This window comes from Marinobacter sp. M1C (assembly GCF_023314135.1).
Classification (GTDB): Bacteria; Pseudomonadota; Gammaproteobacteria; order Pseudomonadales; family Oleiphilaceae; genus Marinobacter.
The window spans coordinates 110,260-128,276 of sequence record NZ_CP092289.1 but is presented as its reverse complement, the minus strand read 5'-3'; the positions used below and the strand labels follow the sequence as shown (position 1 = coordinate 128,276).

Annotated in this window: 14 protein-coding genes; 4 read left to right on the top strand and 10 right to left on the bottom strand. The window is 56.4% G+C overall.

What is annotated here, in order from left to right; translation table 11 throughout:
- Window positions 1-17 precede the first annotated feature (17 nt).
- The 3 genes from dgcA to MIH19_RS00505 all read right to left on the bottom strand — a co-directional run bounded on the left by dgcA (window position 18) and on the right by MIH19_RS00505 (window position 3,781).
- The gene (dgcA, locus tag MIH19_RS00515) at window positions 18-2,084 is read right to left on the bottom strand and encodes a dimethylglycine demethylation protein DgcA (RefSeq protein WP_249007048.1); all 2,067 of its coding nucleotides are present in this window, start codon (window positions 2,082-2,084) and stop codon (window positions 18-20) included.
- 10 nt (window positions 2,085-2,094) lie between these two features.
- Window positions 2,095-2,628, bottom strand: a complete 534-nt coding sequence (locus tag MIH19_RS00510) for a 4-vinyl reductase (protein ID WP_249007047.1) — start codon at window positions 2,626-2,628, stop codon at window positions 2,095-2,097.
- Window positions 2,629-2,713: 85 nt separating this feature from the next.
- On the bottom strand, window positions 2,714-3,781 hold the full coding sequence (locus tag MIH19_RS00505; RefSeq protein WP_249007046.1) for a dipeptidase: 1,068 nt from the start codon (window positions 3,779-3,781) through the stop codon (window positions 2,714-2,716).
- A gap of 302 nt (window positions 3,782-4,083) precedes the next feature.
- Here MIH19_RS00505 and MIH19_RS00500 point away from each other — a divergent pair, with 302 nt between their 5' ends.
- Together MIH19_RS00500 and MIH19_RS00495 are read left to right on the top strand one after the other, a co-directional pair.
- On the top strand, window positions 4,084-5,769 hold the full coding sequence (locus MIH19_RS00500) for a BCCT family transporter (RefSeq protein WP_249007045.1): 1,686 nt from the start codon (window positions 4,084-4,086) through the stop codon (window positions 5,767-5,769).
- 144 nt (window positions 5,770-5,913) lie between these two features.
- Window positions 5,914-6,258 carry a hypothetical protein gene (locus MIH19_RS00495; RefSeq protein WP_249007044.1) on the top strand — a complete coding sequence of 115 codons (345 nt, stop codon included), beginning with the start codon at window positions 5,914-5,916 and terminating at the stop codon, window positions 6,256-6,258.
- Window positions 6,259-6,282: 24 nt separating this feature from the next.
- Here the strand turns inward: MIH19_RS00495 and MIH19_RS00490 are convergent, their stop codons facing one another.
- The 3 genes from MIH19_RS00490 to MIH19_RS00480 form a co-directional block, all read right to left on the bottom strand.
- Window positions 6,283-7,590, bottom strand: coding sequence for a serine hydrolase domain-containing protein (locus MIH19_RS00490; RefSeq protein ID WP_249007043.1), 1,308 nt, complete (start codon window positions 7,588-7,590; stop codon window positions 6,283-6,285).
- Window positions 7,591-7,745: 155 nt separating this feature from the next.
- On the bottom strand, window positions 7,746-8,591 hold the full coding sequence (locus MIH19_RS00485) for a PA2778 family cysteine peptidase (protein ID WP_249007042.1): 846 nt from the start codon (window positions 8,589-8,591) through the stop codon (window positions 7,746-7,748).
- 133 nt (window positions 8,592-8,724) lie between these two features.
- Window positions 8,725-9,126, bottom strand: coding sequence for a PA2779 family protein (locus tag MIH19_RS00480; RefSeq protein WP_249007041.1), 402 nt, complete (start codon window positions 9,124-9,126; stop codon window positions 8,725-8,727).
- A gap of 478 nt (window positions 9,127-9,604) precedes the next feature.
- On the opposite strand from MIH19_RS00480, the gene ybaK reads away from it, so the two are divergent.
- A complete protein-coding gene (ybaK, locus tag MIH19_RS00475) occupies window positions 9,605-10,075 on the top strand; it encodes a Cys-tRNA(Pro) deacylase (RefSeq protein ID WP_249007040.1) in 471 nt (156 codons plus the stop codon).
- 107 nt (window positions 10,076-10,182) lie between these two features.
- A complete protein-coding gene (locus MIH19_RS00470; protein WP_249007039.1) occupies window positions 10,183-11,136 on the top strand; it encodes an IS1595 family transposase in 954 nt (317 codons plus the stop codon).
- 90 nt (window positions 11,137-11,226) lie between these two features.
- Here the strand turns inward: MIH19_RS00470 and MIH19_RS00465 are convergent, their stop codons facing one another.
- The 4 genes from MIH19_RS00465 to MIH19_RS00450 all read right to left on the bottom strand — a co-directional run bounded on the left by MIH19_RS00465 (window position 11,227) and on the right by MIH19_RS00450 (window position 18,008).
- The gene (locus MIH19_RS00465; RefSeq protein ID WP_249007038.1) at window positions 11,227-13,467 is read right to left on the bottom strand and encodes an NADP-dependent isocitrate dehydrogenase; all 2,241 of its coding nucleotides are present in this window, start codon (window positions 13,465-13,467) and stop codon (window positions 11,227-11,229) included.
- Between the two features lie 306 nt (window positions 13,468-13,773).
- A complete protein-coding gene (locus MIH19_RS00460; RefSeq protein WP_249007037.1) occupies window positions 13,774-15,780 on the bottom strand; it encodes an acetoacetate--CoA ligase in 2,007 nt (668 codons plus the stop codon).
- A gap of 16 nt (window positions 15,781-15,796) precedes the next feature.
- A complete protein-coding gene (locus MIH19_RS00455) occupies window positions 15,797-16,576 on the bottom strand; it encodes a 3-hydroxybutyrate dehydrogenase (RefSeq protein WP_249007036.1) in 780 nt (259 codons plus the stop codon).
- 61 nt (window positions 16,577-16,637) lie between these two features.
- Complete coding sequence (locus MIH19_RS00450; RefSeq protein ID WP_249007035.1) at window positions 16,638-18,008, bottom strand: TRAP transporter large permease subunit; 1,371 nt, start codon at window positions 18,006-18,008, stop codon at window positions 16,638-16,640.
- Window positions 18,009-18,017: the final 9 nt, after the last annotated feature.

The window sequence follows — 18,017 nt, the reverse complement described above, 5'->3', positions numbered from 1 at the left end:
GCCGCCCGACAACCGCCTCAGAAGTCCTTGCACAACCTGAGCGCATCGTAAATGGCGGCGTGAGTGTTGCGTGGCGCGTTGCAGTCACCCAGGCGGAACAACAGAAAATCGCTGCCGTTGCCACTCAGCGTGTTCAGGCATGGCTGCGGCCTGATTTCAAACAGCGCCTCAAGGTCGACCTGGCCCTTGTTCAGCGAGCGCGGCTTGAGCGCGTAGTACAGCGCTTCATCGGGTCGTACGCCGTTTTCAACCACCACCTGATCAACTACCCGCTCTTCCTGAACGCCGGTATATTCGTTTTCGAGTACCGCCACCAACTTGTCGCCTTCGCGATAGACCTTCTGCAGCATCAGGTCGGAGGTCATGATCACCTCCTTGGCGTACAGGCTACGGTAGTAGGTTGGGAAGCTGGTGCCGCCAACGGCCGCGCCGGGCTTGATGTCGTCGGTCACGATCTCGACCTGGGCGCCTTTCTCAGAGAGGAAATCGGCCGCCGATACGCCGGGGAATTCGCAGATTGTGTCGTACACCAGCACGTTCTTGCCGGGCGCGACAACGCCGTTGAGGATGTCCCATGTGCTGACGACAAGACCGTCTTCGGCACCCCATTCGGGCACCTGCGACAGGAAAGGCGTGCCGCCGGTTGCGACAATCACGATGTCTGGACGCATCTCGAGCACGCCTTCGTCCGCTCGTACGCCGAGACATACTTCGACGTTAAGGCGGGCCAGTTCGAGCTGAAACCAGCGGGTGATGCCGGCAATCTGATCGCGCTGCGGCGCCTTGGAAGCTATGGTGATCTGTCCGCCGAGTGCTGGGCTCGCCTCGTACAGCGTCACAGCATGACCACGCTCCGCAGCCACCCGCGCCGCCTCCATGCCCGCAGGACCGCCGCCCACGACCACTACCTTGCGCCGCGGGCCGGTACTCTTGTCGATGATATGCGGCAGACCCTGATACTCACGCGAGGTTGCCGCATTCTGGATGCACAGCACATCCAGCCCCTGGTACTGCCGATCGATACAATAGTTGGCACCCACGCACTGCTTGATCTGGTCTATCTGCCCCAGTTTGATTTTATTGACGATATGCGGGTCGGCAATCTGCGCCCGCGTCATCCCCACCAGATCAACGTAGCCGGCCTCCAGTATGCGCTGCGCCTGATTCGGATCCTTGATGTTCTGGGCATGGATCACCGGCACACCGACAACGGCTTTAATGCCCGCCGCCAGGTGCAGAAACGGCTCGGGCGGGTAGGACATATTTGGAATCACGTTCGCCAGAGTGTTATGGGTGTCGCAACCGGAGCCGACCACGCCGAAATAGTCGACCATGCCGGTCGCGTCGTAATAGGCCGCGATCTGTTTCATGTCGTCATGGCTGAGGCCATCGGGATGGAACTCGTCGCCGCTGATGCGCAGGCCGACGATGAAATCATCACCGACTTCGGCGCGAACCGCCTTTAGAACCTCAAGACCGAAACGCATGCGGTCTTCGAAGGTCTTGCCCCACATGTCGGTGCGTTTGTTGACACGCGGGCTCCAGAACTGATCGATCAGGTGCTGGTGCACGGCCGATAGTTCAACGCCGTCCAGGCCGCCAGCCTTCGCCCGTCGCGCCGCCTGAACGAAATCACCAATGATGCGCCAGATCTCTTCTTCTTCGATGGTCTTGCAGGTCGCGCGATGGACCGGTTCACGTATACCCGATGGCGACACGAGCGAGGGCCAGTCGAAACCATCCCAGCGGGACCTGCGGCCCATATGGGTGATTTGGATCAGGATCTTGCCGCCATGCTTGTGCACGGCGTCCGCCAGGTTTTGGAAGTGGGGGATAATGCGATCGGTGGCCAGATTTACCGAACTCCACCAATTATGGGGACTGTCGATGGACACCACCGACGAGCCCCCGCAAATGCACAGACCGCAGCCGCCTTTGGCTTTCTCTTCGTAATAGCGCACGTAGCGCTCGGTGGTCATGCCGCCATCGGTTGCATAGACCTCGGCGTGGGCGGTGCTGACCACGCGGTTGCGGATAGTCTGGGTGCCAATCTGGATGGGTTTGAACAACGCCTCGAAAGCCATGGGAAAGTCCTTAACTCAGGGGCTGAACGATGAATATGCCGTGGTCGCAGCCAGGTTCCGCCGCGCTCTGGATCTGTTCAGCGCGGGTCCGCAACGAATGCCCCCAAGCTTCCTGAATCTGGTCCATGGCGCCGGCAAACCAGCCGGTGAACATATAGTCGACCTTGCGATCGACTTTTCCGTAAACGTACACAAAGGCACTGTGGTCCAGGCGGACGCGTGCGACCCCCTGCTCGATATCGAGTTTCTCAATGGTGAACAGGCCCCAACCACGCTGCGAGAGGCGCAGCATGTAATGCTCAAACACGGCTGCGCCTTCCAGGCCGTGCAATTCGGCCTCCTTTTCACACCAGTGCCATGCCGATTTGTAACCAGCGCCGTAGAGAATTTCGGCATAACGCACAGCGCCTATTTCCTGCTCGATCGCCATGTGATTATTGACAAAAAAGTGGCGCGGAACGTAAAGCATAGGCAACGCATCGGTTGTCCAGACGCCGGTTTCCTTATCAACCTCGATAGGCAGTTCTGGTGCCGTCGTCGTCATGGTCGCTCCCCTCGCATTATTTTCCATCCCCGGTCGTTTTCAGGATCGTTACGGACGCCATAACGGGGCATCACCCCTGAAAAGCTCACGCAACATCACCCGCCGCGACGACCTGCCCGGACGCCAACCCAGCGTCAGACTCCTGCCTCTGATTCTGTTCCGTGCCCCAGACGTCGCCAAGAACCCGCAGCCAGTTTTCGCCCATGATCTTGCGAACCTGAGGTTCGGAAAATCCGTTTTTTAGCAGCGCCTCGGTGAGGTTGGGGAACTCACCCACGGTGCGTATGCCCAACGGGTTAACAATCTTGCCGAATTCGGTCAGGGACCGGGCATAGCCTTTATCGTGGGTGAGCATGTCGAAGAATTCGGGGCCGTGACCCTGGGTAAAATCGGTGCCGATACCAATTGCATCTTCACCGACGATATTCATGATGTAGCCAATCGCTTCGCAGTAGTCGTCAACGGTGGAATCGATGCCGTTCTTCAGAAAGGGCGCGAACATGGTCACGCCGACGAAACCGCCACGGTCGGCGATGAACTTGAGCTGCTCGTCGGTCTTGTTGCGCGGATGCTGTTTAAGGCCGGCCGGCAAGCAATGGGAATAACAAACAGGTTTTTTCGACTCGAGGATGACTTCTTCAGACGTGACCGCGCCGACGTGAGAGAGATCGCACATGATGCCCACCCGGTTCATTTCGGCGATTATCTCGCGACCAAAACCGGACAAGCCACCATCGCGCTCATAACAACCGGTACCGACCAGGTTCTGCGTGTTGTAGCACATCTGCACGATACCCACGCCGAGGCGCTTGAATATCTCGACGTAGCCGAGCTGGTCCTCGAAGGCGTGTGCGTTCTGAAAGCCGAGGATGATGCCGGTCTTGCCTTCGCGCTTGGCCTGCCGGATATCCTCGGTGGTATGAACCTGGTGTACCAGGTCGGTGCTGTCGCGCATGAGCTGATTGACCATGACGATATTGTCAATCGTCCCTTGAAAATCCTCCCACACCGATACCGTGCAGTTGGCGGCGGTCAGCCCACCCTTGCGCATATCTTCAAAGAGCTCACGGCTCCATTTGGCGATGATCAAACCATCGATAATGATGGCATTGCTGTGCAAATCGGCAGCGGAGTGCAGGTTGATGAGGGACATTGTCGGCTCCAGGCATTAGACGTTATAGCCGCAGCATAGCGTCCTCCCTATCGACCAAATTGACTGATTGCGACCGAAAGAATCCCAAAAACGTCATGCGCGAATCAGGGCCCACCTGATTCGGCGGGATCGCATCATCCGGTGGCACTGCGGTATCGGACCCAAGCGCTTGCCTTCCCCGTCGCAGAGAGACTCGTGCCAGTCGCCCGCAGACTGACTGATCTTGCGGCAATGTGGTTTTCTGTCCCTGCTACGGCGACTGTCTGTCGCACGCCCAACAATAATAAAGAGGAGGCTCCACAATGGATGGAAACATCAAGAGCAATGAGACACAGCAATTGCAAACGATAAAAGAACTGGAAGCGGTTTACGATACCGATTACGAAATAGGACAACACAACATCCACCCCCTGGGGCTGGAACTTCATAATCCCGTTTTCCTGACCAGCGCTTTGCTAATTTTGGTATTCGTTGCGGGCTCGCTGATCTTCCCCGCAGCTGCCAGCGAGATGCTGATGGCGGCGCGTACCTGGTCAATCAATACTTTTGACTGGTTGTTCTTGTCAAGTGGTAACATTTTCGTGATGTTCTGCCTGGCCTTGATTGTACTCCCTGTAGGCAAAATCCGGCTTGGTGGTGACACAGCCAAACCCGATTACAGCCGCTCTTCATGGTTTGCAATGTTGTTTGCAGCAGGCATGGGCATTGGCCTGATGTTCTGGAGCGTGGCTGAACCTATTGGCTATTATACCGAGTGGTACGGCTCTCCGCTGAACATTGCCGGTGGCACCGTGGAAGCCGAGCGCGCCGCTATGGCAGCGACGATGTATCACTGGGGGCTGCACCCATGGGCGATTTATGGCGTAGTTGCGTTAGCGCTGGCGTTTTTTACCTACAATAAGGGCTTGCCGCTGACGATACGCTCGACCTTTTACCCCTTGCTTGGCAATCGGATATACGGACCCATCGGTAATATCATCGATATCACGGCGGTCATCGCGACTATTTTCGGCCTGGCCACCTCCCTCGGTTTCGGCGCACAACAGGCCGCCGGCGGTCTGAATTACCTGTTCGGGATTCCTGCCGATCTGAGCACACAGACGGGCATCATCGTTGTTGTCACCGCCGTCGCGCTTTTTTCGGTGACGCGCGGCCTTGATGGCGGGGTCAAGCTTATGAGCAATATCAACATGGTTCTGGCGGCCGCACTGTTGCTGTTTGTCATTTTTGCCGGATCTTTGATGACTTTCCTCAGCACCCTGGGCACTACAGTCGTGGCCTATGCCGAACACTTTCTGCCATTGAGCAACCCAATCGGCCGTGAGGATGAAACCTTTTATCACGGCTGGACCATCTTCTATTGGGCCTGGTGGATTTCCTGGTCACCCTTTGTCGGCATGTTTATCGCGCGCATCTCCAAGGGCCGTACGATTCGGGAATTTCTCACCGCGGTTCTCCTCGTACCAACATTGGTAACGTTCGTCTGGATGAGTGCCTTTGGTGGCAATGGACTAGCACAGACAAAAGCAGGCGTTGGTGCACTGGCCGATGGCATCAGCGATTCTTCACTGACCCTGTTTCAGATGCTGGAGAACCTGCCGCTGTCAGGAATCACGTCTGTTCTGGCGATTGTGCTGGTGCTGGTATTCTTCGTGACCTCCTCCGACTCTGGCTCATTGGTCATCGACAGTATTACCTCGGGTGGCAAAACCGATTCACCCACGGCACAACGCGTGTTTTGGGCGACATTGGAAGGCGTTATTGCGGCCGCATTGTTGACGATTGGCGGCTCCGATGCCCTGACCGCTTTGCAGGCGGGCTCGGTAACGACCGGTTTGCCGTTCACTATCGTGCTGCTGGCAATGTGTGTGAGTCTCGCCAAGGGCTTACAACACGAGCAAAAGTTGCTGACGATCAAACGAAAAAGGGCGTCCAGCGTTCTCGCCAAGGACGCGAAAAAGCGGGCGGCAGTGCCTGCCGCAGGTTGATAGGGCTATCACCCGATTCATAACCCATTCTGGCCATTCATTGGATGAGGCCAGAGTGCGTTATGATTTACGCCCCTGGCCCGGCAGCCGCTGCTATAATTACATAAGTGTGTTCTGATTCATCACCTTTGCCGAGCCCGAGCCATGCCGCAAACCTCTGTTACAGATACTCTGCGCGAATACCAGTCATTACTGGAACTGCTGGATGACGCCTATTGGGAAGCCAGCTGCATCGAACACAAAGACATGCTGTACGACATCATCAGTATTTTCAGCCAGGAAGTGGCCGAGCTGAACAAACTCAGCGTTCAAGACCATCACTACCCTTACGAAGTGATCACCGAAGGCATCCGCCGCATCGTGCCGAAACTTGAGCGCCTGGACGAAGCCCGCGAGCTGATCATCCAGCGCACGCAGACCCTAACCGACTTTCGCGACATTCTTTCTTCCGTACTGGGCATTCTGGAAGACCAGCTGCGCACGCTCTAGTCTCCTGTCTGAAGCAGCCGTAAATTACGCGCCGACATGCACCCGCTGGCCTTCAGGCAATTGCGGAAACACGGTACTGACGTTGTACAGAAATTTCCCCAGCGCCAGTAAATGATGGCCCACAATCGGGAAACCGGTGGTCAGCAGGCTCACTGAAATATCCCGTGCCGAATCGGCCCAGCAAAACTTGTTGATTAGCCCCACGTGGCCAAACGCATAACGGGTGTTTGGCCCCCAGACTCCTACCGGGTCGCCCCCCAGCATCATCCCGGCGCTGAAGCGCATAGGCAGCATAAGGGTGCGATCGAGCTGCAGCGACCCAAACTGCTGGATTGCGCGCTGCACCGTAATTTCACTGCAGATGCGCTTTCCAGCCCACACGCCGCCATTGAGCATCATCTGGAAAAACCGCCCCATTTCCTCGGCGGTGCCATACAGATTGCCGGCGGGTATGACCGCCTGCTGAAAGCGAGGGTCATTGGTCACCGCTTCCACAGATTTGATATCGCCACCCAACGCCCGCTTTACAACCCGCGATATCGGCCAGGTAGGCCGCGGGCCGGTAGCGTAGTTAGCCGCCGGCACGGTTAAATCCGCCGCTGCTACGCCATAGGTAAACCAGGTCATCCCCATGGGCTTGCGAATATAACGGTCCAGATACTGCTGAATCGTCAGGCCAGTGACGGTTTCGAGAACTCGCTGCAACACAAAGCCGCCGGTAATAGCGTGATAAAAGACTTTTGAACCGTCTACCTGCATCGCCCGCTCCTCACACAGCAGGCGCCAGATTTCTTCCGGGTTCCACAGCACCTCAGGTGGCGTGTCACCAGGAATTGCCGGAATACCGCCGCGATGGGACAGTATCTGGTGCAGGGTGATGGTGCGCTTGCCGTTATGGGCAAATTCCGGGCAGTAATAAGCCACCGGGTCCATCAGGTTGACCAACCCCTGCTCGGCTAGCAGATGAATCAAAAAGGCCGTCACCGCTTTCGACGCGGAGAAATAACAGACGGGTGTGTCTGTTGTCATCGCTACCCGCGGCGTATCCACGCTGTCGTCCGGGCCGTTACCCCGGGCATGACCGATAGCGCGGTGCAGCACCGACTCGCCCCGGTGGCGCAATGAAATCTGGATACCCGGATGCACGCCAGTGCGGTAAAGACTCTCGACACTGCGCCATACCGCCTCTACCGACTCTACCGACTCTGGTCGCAACCCTACCGACACTGGATTTTCCCCGGCCGTATCACGGCAGGTCACGCTGGCAAGATCCTCGGGCACTCTGCACGTGTGAAGGGCGCGGCGAGTAAGTGTTTTTATGGGGCTGAGCATGTTATTTCTCCATGAGGGCACGGCGCCATAATTACGGGCTTTTCGCGTGGATTAAATTGTTATACGGCCTAGCCCAAAATACACCGATTATGACGACCGAGCAGGAGGCGCTGTGCAAAAGAATCTAGCGTACAACCTCAAGCCTGAAATCTCTTTTAATACGCTGCCGGTGCCGGGCAATCGCGGGTCATTCTGGTATCCGATGATTTGGGGAGCGACGATTCCGGGGTGATCACAAAAAAACGGTCTGGGGCCATCCGGTTCGCGGTGGTCGAGGCCGCCTCTGCCGCCTCGGTGCAGCCTTGCTTCAGCCGCGCTTCGGCGAGGTTGTTCCAACCCGATGCAATGCCTGGAAACCGATAGGTCATAGCCTGATAGTGTTCGGCTGCCGCGGCCCAGCGACCTTGTTGATAGGCAATGTTGCCCAGCCCCAATAACGCAGCGGGCTGATCCGGCCAGGCTTTTGCCGCGGCCAAATAGGCAGCCTCCGCTGCAACAGGCTGTTGTGTGGTTTCCAGATCATGCGCGGCCATCAGGTAAGGCAACGGCTGTGCCGTTACCGGAATTTGGCCTGGCGGCACTATTATTCGGGCCCACCGGCCTGAGCGATCCCAGGTCGCCATGAACACGGAGACTTTCTGCCGGTAGCCTTTTTCCGTTCCGGTGTGAAGAATCAGCGCTTCCTGGGCACTATCAAACCCGATAACCACGGCAAAGTGCCACTGCGGCCACCAGTTGAAACGCAGATTTTGCAGCACCAACACCGGGTGGCCCGCACTCACCTCGGTCAATACGCTGGTTAGGTCGGGATCCAGCGGGTACACCAACATGCCGTATTGGCGCGCAGCAGCCACCATTTCAACCTGCAACGCTCCCTGGCGCTCTGGCAGGTACACCCGGTCAATCAACTCATCAGGAGCGGCACTCACGCCCTGTGCATTCAGCATCATCGCCAACGAAGCGGGGCCACACTGATACTGTTCCTGAGGATGAAATGGCACGTCCGTGAGCTCAGCGCTTTCGAAGCCCGTTGGCCACTGCGGCCGGCTGGCGCACCCTGAGAGCAGAACCCCCAAGAATGCGGCCGTGAGTAGCCTGCTTGGTTTCAATAAAAAAGCAAACATGCTGATGTCATTACCGCAGGCACCTGACGAACGGGAAGATATCAGTGGCGCAAAGCATATCGGTGATGATGAACACCAGCAGAAACAGCACGATGATACCGACAACACCTTCACCGGCCGGTGCCGCAGCCAGTTGTTGTTTGAAGTCCGTCAGCTCAGAGGGTGTCAGGCTTTGAATGCGGTCACGCACTTCCTGTTCTCCGACCCCCATGCTGGCCAGAGTACCTTTTACATCATCGCGTTCCAGCATCTCCATCAGGGCCTGGCGGTCAATATCGGCACGCTGCTCTGTTAATAATTCGCCGGTGCCGACAATGCTGGCAGAGGCGGGTATTGCCCACATTGACATCAACATCATAACCATCGCCATGATGCCTGAAATAGATTGCATGTAGCCTCTGATTGCCTGCATGGTTTGTTCCTCATGTTCTTCTAATGTTTGGGGGTATATTGTTGGATCACTTAATACATCAGTGTAGCCGCAACTGGCTTTCACGCACAGGAGGGCCGACTGAAAAGATAGCCAACGAGCTTCCGGTTAGGGTCTTGATGTGGTCACCTATTCGGAACTTACTTCACCACCGAGTTCTGTGCTTCCAGTTATTCGTAATTGGGGCCATACTGAATTTTGGGTCAATCAGTTATGGCGAGAGGCAATAGACATGAGCAAAGGACAAGACAGTAAAAAAGCTGAGAAGAAGAAACCGCTTTTGACTGCAAAAGAAAAGAAAGCGGCCAAAAAATCGAAAAAAGGTGACACCAATGTGCTGGGGAACTAGACGGTTTCAATAATAGATAGCCTTGATACTCGATAGTTCTGATACTAGATAGCTCTGATAAAAAAATAGATTGGATAACGGACACAGCGCAAAAACTCCACCGGAACCAGTATGACCCCTGCTATTGATGTCGCCCGCGACGCGGGGATTGAACACCAACTACATCAGTATCAACACGATCCTGCCAGCGCTGGCTATGGCACTGAGGCTGCGGAAAAGCTTGGGCTAAACCCGGCCTGCGTGTTCAAGACTCTGGTGGTGGCGGTGGATACCAAGACCCTGGTGGTAGCCATTGTACCGGTGAACGCCATGCTCAGTATGAAGCTGATTGCCAAAGCAGCGAGCGGCAAAAAAGCCATCATGGCAGACAAGCAGCAAGTGCAGCGCAGCAGCGGTTATGTTCTGGGTGGGGTTAGCCCGCTGGGGCAAAAACGGCCGCTGGCGACGTTCATTGACGAGTCAGCGCAGCTGTTCGAACAGATTCATGTCAGCGCCGGTCGGCGGGGGCTTGAAATTGAGCTGGCGCCGGAAGACCTGGCCACTCTCACCCAGGGGCGCTTTGTGGCGTTGCGCCAAGAGTGATGCCCGACTGACTGGGTAAAATCTCTACCCATAAAAAAAGGCTATGTCTGAGTTAGTTGTTGCGCAGCTATACTTAGAGCAGATATCTCCTCATCGGAGGTTATGCCATGAACGACAAAGCCTTTCACTTCCTCATTTTGCAACTAGGCCAGCTGACACCCAGCCAGCGGCATCAACTACACCGCTATTTCCAACAGGCCGATACAGGCGCGGCGGACACGCTGCTCATCGAGCACTCTCCCACCTGCTGTCCGCATTGCCAGGCATCGCAGCTCAGGCCGTGGGGCTCAGGCCGCAATCTGCCGCGTTACCGTTGCGCCCAATGCAGGCGTACTTGCAATCCGTTGACCGGAACTCCGTTGGCACGCCTGCGTAAACGTGAGCAATGGTTCTGCTACGCTCAGGCGCTAATCGACGGCAAAACCGTGCGCCAGGCTGCGACTGAGTGTCACATCAACAAGAACACGGCCTTCTTGTGGCGCCACCGCTTCTTGGCTCTGGTTGCGGGGCATCAGGCTCTACGCGAGTCCGGCATCGTGGAAGCGGATGAGACCTTCTTTCTGGAGTCCTTCAAAGGCCAGCGAAAAATCTCTCGCAAGGCCCGTCAGCGGGGCGGAGTCAGCCTAACTCGCGGAACGGGGCCCGACCAAATTCCAGTGCTGGTGGTGCGTGATCGGACCGGGGAAACCGCAGATTTTATCTTGCCAAAGCTCAATGCCATCGAAGTCAGCCGCGCACTCAAGCCGTTGGTCGCAGCGGATGTCTGTCTCTGTACTGACGGGGCCTCGGTTTATCGGGCTTTTGCGACAAAAGCGGGAATCGAGCACCAGGCTGTATCTGCTCGCCGGCCCCGTGTCCGCGGTGCTTTTCATATCCAGAACGTCAATGCGTACGACAGTCGATTGAAAAACTGGATGATTCGGTTCCACGGTGTGGCGACCAAATACCTGAAGAACTACTTGGGTTGGCGACGGTTGCTGGAGCGATACCCTGAGCTAACTCCCGAATGCTGTTTGCTGGAAGCAACCGGTCGAGTATCGCAACAACTAATTGGGACATAGCCAAAAAAACCCGCAAGACGGTGACCGTTTTGCGGGTTTTTCAATCCAGCGGCTCGGGTTATTTGCCGGGCCGCTGCGACACTAAGGGTGTTAAACCGAAGCGCGGGCTTCTTCCATCAGCTTGTTCAGCGTTGCGCTGGGCTGCATCACTTCGTTCACTTTTCCTGCGGGCGCGTGGTAGTAACCGCCCAAGTTTACTGCTTTGCCTTGAATCACTCTCAGTTCTTCAAGAATCTTGTCCTGGTTGGCTCCCAGCTTTTCAGCCAGCTTGGCGAAGAAGGTTTTCAATTCCTTGTCTTCGTCCTGCGCAGCCAATTCCTGTGCCCAGTAATGAGCCAGGTGGAAGTGGCTGCCACGGTTGTCTAGCTCGCCAGTAGAGCGCGACGGAGACTGGTTATTTTCCAGTAGGGTTTCGGTCGCTTTGTCCAGAGTTTGGCCCAGCAAACGTGCGCGGTGGTTGTTATGCTTTGCACCCAGCTCGTCCAGCGATACTGCAATGGCCAGAAATTCACCCAGCGAGTCCCAACGCAAGTGGTTCTCTTCAACCAGTTGCTGCACGTGCTTGGGCGCAGAACCGCCCGCACCGGTTTCGTACAGGCCACCGCCGTTCAGCAGCGGTACGATGGACAGCATTTTGGCGCTGGTGCCCAGCTCCAGAATCGGGAACAGGTCAGTCAGGTAATCACGCAACACGTTGCCGGTTACCGAAATGGTGTCCAGGCTGCGGATCAGGCGTTCCATGGTCCAGCGAATAGCACGTACCGGCGACATAATGCGGATGTCCAGGCCATCGGTGTCGTGATCTTTCAGGTAGGTGTTCACTTTCTCGATCAGCTGGGCATCGTGGGCGCGCTCGTCGTCCAGCCAGAATACAGCCGGCATGCCGGTGGCTCGGGCACGGTTAACCGCCAGTTTGACCCAGTCGCGGATGGGCAGGTCTTTAGTCTGGCATGCGCGCCAGATGTCGCCGGTTTCCACGTTGTGCTCTGTCAGTACGGTGCCGTCTTCGGCGATCACACGAATAATGCCGTCTTCTTTAATTTCAAATGTTTTGTCGTGAGAGCCGTATTCTTCGGCTTTCTGCGCCATCAGGCCGACGTTTGGCACGGTGCCCATGGTGGTGGGATCAAACGCGCCGTTGGTTTTGCAGAAGTTGATGGCTTCCTGGTAAATAGTGGCGTAAGTCGACTCTGGCATGACCGCCTTGGTGTCTTTCAGCTTGCCGTCACGGGCCCACATTTTGCCAGAGTTACGGATCATCGCAGGCATGGAGGCGTCTACGATAATGTCACTGGGCATGTGCAGGTTGGTGATACCTTTGACCGAGTCCACCATGGCGATTTCCGGGCGGTGCTCGTAGGTTTTGTGCAATGCTTCCTGAATTTCTTCCTGCTTTGACTCTGGCAGTAGCTTGATTTTCTCAAGCACGGATGACAAACCGTTGTTCGGGTTTACGCCGATCTCGTCGAACAAATCGCCAAACTGGTCAAACAGTTCTTTGTAGTAAATCTTCACTGCATGACCAAACACGATCGGGTGAGAGATTTTCATCATGGTGGCTTTAACGTGCAGCGAGAACATCACGCCGGTGTCTTCGCAGTCTTTAATAGCCGCTTCGAAGAACGCGCACAGCGCTTTTTTGCTCATGTTCATGCCGTCGACCACTTCGCCGTCCAGCAGCGGCAGTTCGGCTTTCAGAACGGTCTGCTCGCCTTTCGTGTTCTCGAACACAATGCGGCTGTTGGTGGCCTTGTTCAGGGTGACGGACTGCTCTGAGGAGTAGAAATCGCCGCCTTTCATGTGCGCTACGTGGGTGCGTGATGCCGGGCTCCACTCACCCATGGAATGCGGGTATTTGCGGGCAAAGGCCTTTACCGCGGCAGGAGCACGGCGGTCGGAGTTGCCTTCACGCAACACCGGGTTTACAGCGCTGCCCAGTACTTTGTTATAGCGGGTGGTGGCGTCTTTTTCTTCGTCGGTCTGCGGGTTTTCTTTGTATTCCGGGACTTTATAACCCTGCTTGTTCAGCTCTTTGATGGCGGAGCGCAGCTGGGGAATAGAGGCGGAAATGTTCGGCAGTTTGATGATGTTGGCGTTGGGGTCTTTGGTGTATTCACCCAGTTCGGCCAGGGCATCGGGCACTCGCTGGTCTTCTGCGAGGTAATCCGGGAAGTTGGCCAGAATACGGGCCGCCAATGAGATGTCGCTGGTTTCAAAATGAATGCCGGCTGGCTTGGCGTAGGTTTCCAGGATTGGCAACAGTGACCGGGTGGCAAGCGCTGGCGCTTCGTCGGTCAGTGTGTAGATAATTTTGGTGATTGACTCTGTCATGTTCGTCCTCGAGCTATAAAGGGTGGATTCAGGACGGCCACGGCCGCCAGCTGTGCTGGGCACCTCTGGCTCTGGCTGTGACTGGTTGGTGGCTTTTATTAGACCTACTACGATAACATTTTTTTGGGAATTGCGGCTAAGATCTTAGTATAAGAACGAATTATGTGCGGACTGCAATCGTTGGTGGCGGCTGGAATGGGTGGGAATTTACGAAACATTCGTACATTTTGATCTTGAGTGGGGTCGCACTGAAAAGAGCCAAACCCCAGTCTTACGGACAAGCCGTCAGACTGGGGGCAAAACCACTTACTCTGCCTTCGGCAGCAACCCCGCTTCCTGCAAACACGCCTGAATAGCATCCAGCGCTTCCGGATTGGCCAGTGCGTCGCGGTTGTCGATGCGGGCAGAACCGTTGATCAGGCGTGCTACGGCGAGTTCTACTTTTTTGCCGCTGCGGGTGTGGGGGATGTCTGGCACCGGGATGATATGGCGAGGAACATGACGGGGGCTGGCGCCTTTGCGGATTTGGGTTTTCAGGCGTTTGAGCAGTTCTTCGTTCAGGGTTTCGCCGTCGGCCAGAACCACCAGCAACACCACTTCTACGTCGCCTTCGATCTGTCGGCCAACCACCAGGCTGTCTTTTATGGCAGCTTCCGTTTCTACTTGCCGATAGATTTCTGCGGTGCCGATGCGAACGCCACCGGGGTTTAGAGTGGCGTCAGAGCGGCCGTAGATGATGGCGCCGCCGTGTTCGGTGAATTCGATGAAGTCGCCGTGGGCCCACACGCCGGGCGCAGAATCGGCGAACGTGTCGAAGTAGGCGTTACGATAGCGTTCGCCGCCTGGGTCGTCCCAGAAACTGACGGGCATAGACGGCAGGGGCTGGCGGCACACCAGTTCACCGCGGCCGGAGCTTACGGATTGGCCGTTGTCGTCAAAGGCGGCGGCATCTACGCCCAAAAGGCGACATTGTATTTCGCCGCGGCGTACGGGCAGTAAGGGTGTGGAGCCTACAAAGCAGCCGCAGATGTCGGTGCCACCGGCGATGGAGCCTAACAGGGCATTCGGGGCGCCGTCGCTGTACATCCAGTCATAGTCTTCTGGCAACAACGGCGAGCCGGTGGAGAACACAATTCTGAGTGCGCTTAAATCCAAATCTTTAGCGGGGGTCATGCTGTCTTTGCGACAACCGGCCAAAAAGCGGGCGCTGGTGCCGAAATGGGTGACTTTTTCATCGGCTACGGTTTGCCACAGCATGTTCAGGCTGGGGTAGCCCGGCGAGCCGTCTACGGTGATCACCGCCGCGCCGGTCAGCAGGGCGGATGCCTGCCAGTTCCACATCATCCAGCCACAGGTGGTGAAGTACATGAAGCGGTCGCCACTACCGACATCGCCGTGCAACATCAACTCTTTCGCGTGGTTGACCAGTAGGCCCACAGTGCCGTGTACGATGCACTTAGGTTTGCCGGTGGTGCCTGAGGAATACAGGATATACACCGGATGATCTGGTGCCACCGGGATGAAAGACGGCCGCTTGCCAGCGCCGGCCGCAAGGGCCTGCTGCCAGTCGCTGACTAAGGGGCCTTCAATGGCCGATGCGTCTGGTAACTGCGGCACACTGACCACACATTTCAACGAGGGCAAGCCGCTAATCAATTGGGCGAATTCCTGCTGACGCGGGAACACTTTGCCGCCGTAACCGTAGCCATTTACGGCAATCAACGCGGTTGGTTCAATCTGGCCAAATCGGTCCAGAATGGCGCCAATGCCAAAGTCCGGTGACGCTGAACTCCACACCGCACCCATGCTGGTGGCGGCCAGCATGCCTACGATGGCTTCGTAACCGTTGGTGACGATACCGGCAACCCGGTCGCCTTTCGCAATGCCTTGGCTGCACAAATAGGCTTCTAACGCGCCCACGTCGGCGCGTAATTCCGTGTAAGTGCGACGCAAGACCGGGCGGGTTTCGCAGTAGGCAACAATGGCTTCGCTGTTCGCCTGTTCGCCTTCGGCGTGGCGCAGCAAATTGGCGGCGAAGTTGAGGGTCATGCCGGGAAACCATTCAGCTCCGGGCATCTCACGCTTACCCAATACCTGTTGCGCGGGCGTGTGGCTGATCAGTCCGCAGTAATCCCAGACGGCTTTCCAGAAGCCGTCCAGATCAGTCACCGACCACTGGTGAAGAGCGTGATAATCTGCGAAGGGTCCGTAACCGAGTTCTTCCAACCAGTGCTGAAAGCGCCCCATCTGGCTGTCGTTGAGGACCGTGTCAGAAGGAGACCAGACGACCGGGGATTGTTCGTTGTTATTCATCCATTGCTCCGTTTTCTTACTGCATATGCCAGCCGTGGCTGACCACAATAGATTGCCCCGTGAGCGCCGCTGACGGGAAAGCCGCCAGGTGCACCGCCAGCTCCGATACGTCCGCAAGGGTAGTGAACTCGCCGTCTACCGTATTTTTCAGCATCACCTTGGCGATCACATCTTCTTCAGACATACCCAATGCCTGCGCTTGCTCGGGGATTTGTTTATCGACCAACGGCGTGCGCACAAAGCCGGGGCAAATAATATTACTGCGCACACCGTGTTCAGCGCCTTCTTTGGCCACCGCGCGGCACAGCCCAAGCATGCCGTGTTTGGCCGCTACATAAGGCGCTTTCAGCGGTGACGCCTCCAACGAGTGTACCGAGCCCATATACAGGATTGTACCGCCACCTTTGGCGTACATGGTTTGCAGAGCTGACCGGGTCAGCAGAAAGGCGCCGTCCAGATGCACACTCATCACCCGACGCCAATCATTAAAGCTCAGCTGATCCAGTGGCGCAATGTGTTGTATGCCGGCGTTGGCCAGCACAATGTCCAGGCCACCCCAAGCTTCTACTACAGAGTTTACACCCTGCTCCACCGCCTGTTCGTCGGTGACATCCATGGCCAGCGCCATCGCACTTCCACCAGCGTTGTTAATGATTTCAGCCACTTCCTGTGCCGTGTCGTAATCAAGATCAGCCACGGCTACTCGGGCGCCTTCGCGGGCATAGTGTTCAGCGATGGCGCGGCCAATACCACGGCCAGCACCGGTAATCAGGGCAATGCGATTGTGCAGGCGCATGGCGCTTCCTCCTTTAGATGAAAGTTATTGACGCAAGGTATCGAAACATAACCGGCGCGGCTCAAGGCCCACCATACACTTCGTTGGGCAACCAGGTTGCCAACGGCTCAAACCAGAACACCAAAGCTATAGCCAGTAGTTGCAGAAAAATAAAGGGCAATACACCCAGATAGATGTCGCGAGTGGTGATTTCGGGCGGACATACGCCTTTGATATAAAACAGAGAGAAGCCCACCGGCGGCGTCAGGAACGAAGTTTGTAAACACAGGGCGAACAGGATGGCGAACCACACAGGATCGACGCCCATCTTGAACAATACCGGCGCAACCAGCGGCAGAATGATCAGGGTAATTTCTACCCAGTCGAGGAAGAAACCCAGCAGGAAGGTCACAAACAGAACCGTTAGCAGCACCCCGGTGGTCCCAAACGGCAAACCGGTTATGGCGCCTTCGATCACTTCATCGCCGCCCAAACCCCGCAGTACCGATGCAAACACAGTCGCACCGATAAAGATGCCGAAGATAAACGCCGAGGTACGACTGGTCTGGTACAGCGAATCTTTCAGGGTAGCCATGTCCAGGCGCTTGCTGACAAAGGCCATCAGCATGGCGCCGCCGGCGCCCACGGCCGAAGCTTCGGTGGTGGTGGCAATGCCAGCAAAGATCGAGCCTAACACTGCAAGAATCAGGGTCATCGGTGGTAGCACTGCTTTTGCCACATCCAGCAGAGCCCGGGGAGTGAGTGGTTCGCGGTTGGCCGGCGCCGGTGCCATGTCTTTTTTTACAAACGAGATAATCAGGATGTACAAAATATACATCCCGGCCAGCATCACGCCGGGAATCAGCGCGCCCATAAACAGCTTGCCAACCGACGCCTCAGAGGTGCCCAGGCGGTCAGCCATCAGCACCAGCATGATGCTCGGTGGCATCAGAATGCCCAGCGTACCGACGGAACAGACAGTGCCTACCGCCAGCGACTTGTTGTAGTTGGCCTGCATCATTGGGCCCAGTGACAACATACCTAGCAACACCACCGAAGCGCCGACAATGCCGGTAGACGCCGCCAGCAGCACACCTACAATAACCACCGTGATGGCGTAACCACCGCGTAACGGACCCAATACTTTCACCAAGCTGTGCATCAGCCGTTCAGCAATACCAGACCGGTCCAGCATAATGCCCATGAATATAAACAACGGCAGCGCCACCATTAACTCATTGGCCACAATGCCGTATATGCGAGCGTCCAGAACGCCAATAGTGCCCTGCCAGGTAAACCACAACGGCGAATCAAAATAGGTCACAAGTACATGGCCAACAATGCCAAATATTAGACCAGTGCCAGCCAGTGACCAGGCCACCGGGAACCCCAGTAGCAAAAGCCCCATAAAACTGGCAAACATGGCGATAACCAGAACAACGTCCACACTCATAATCGAGAC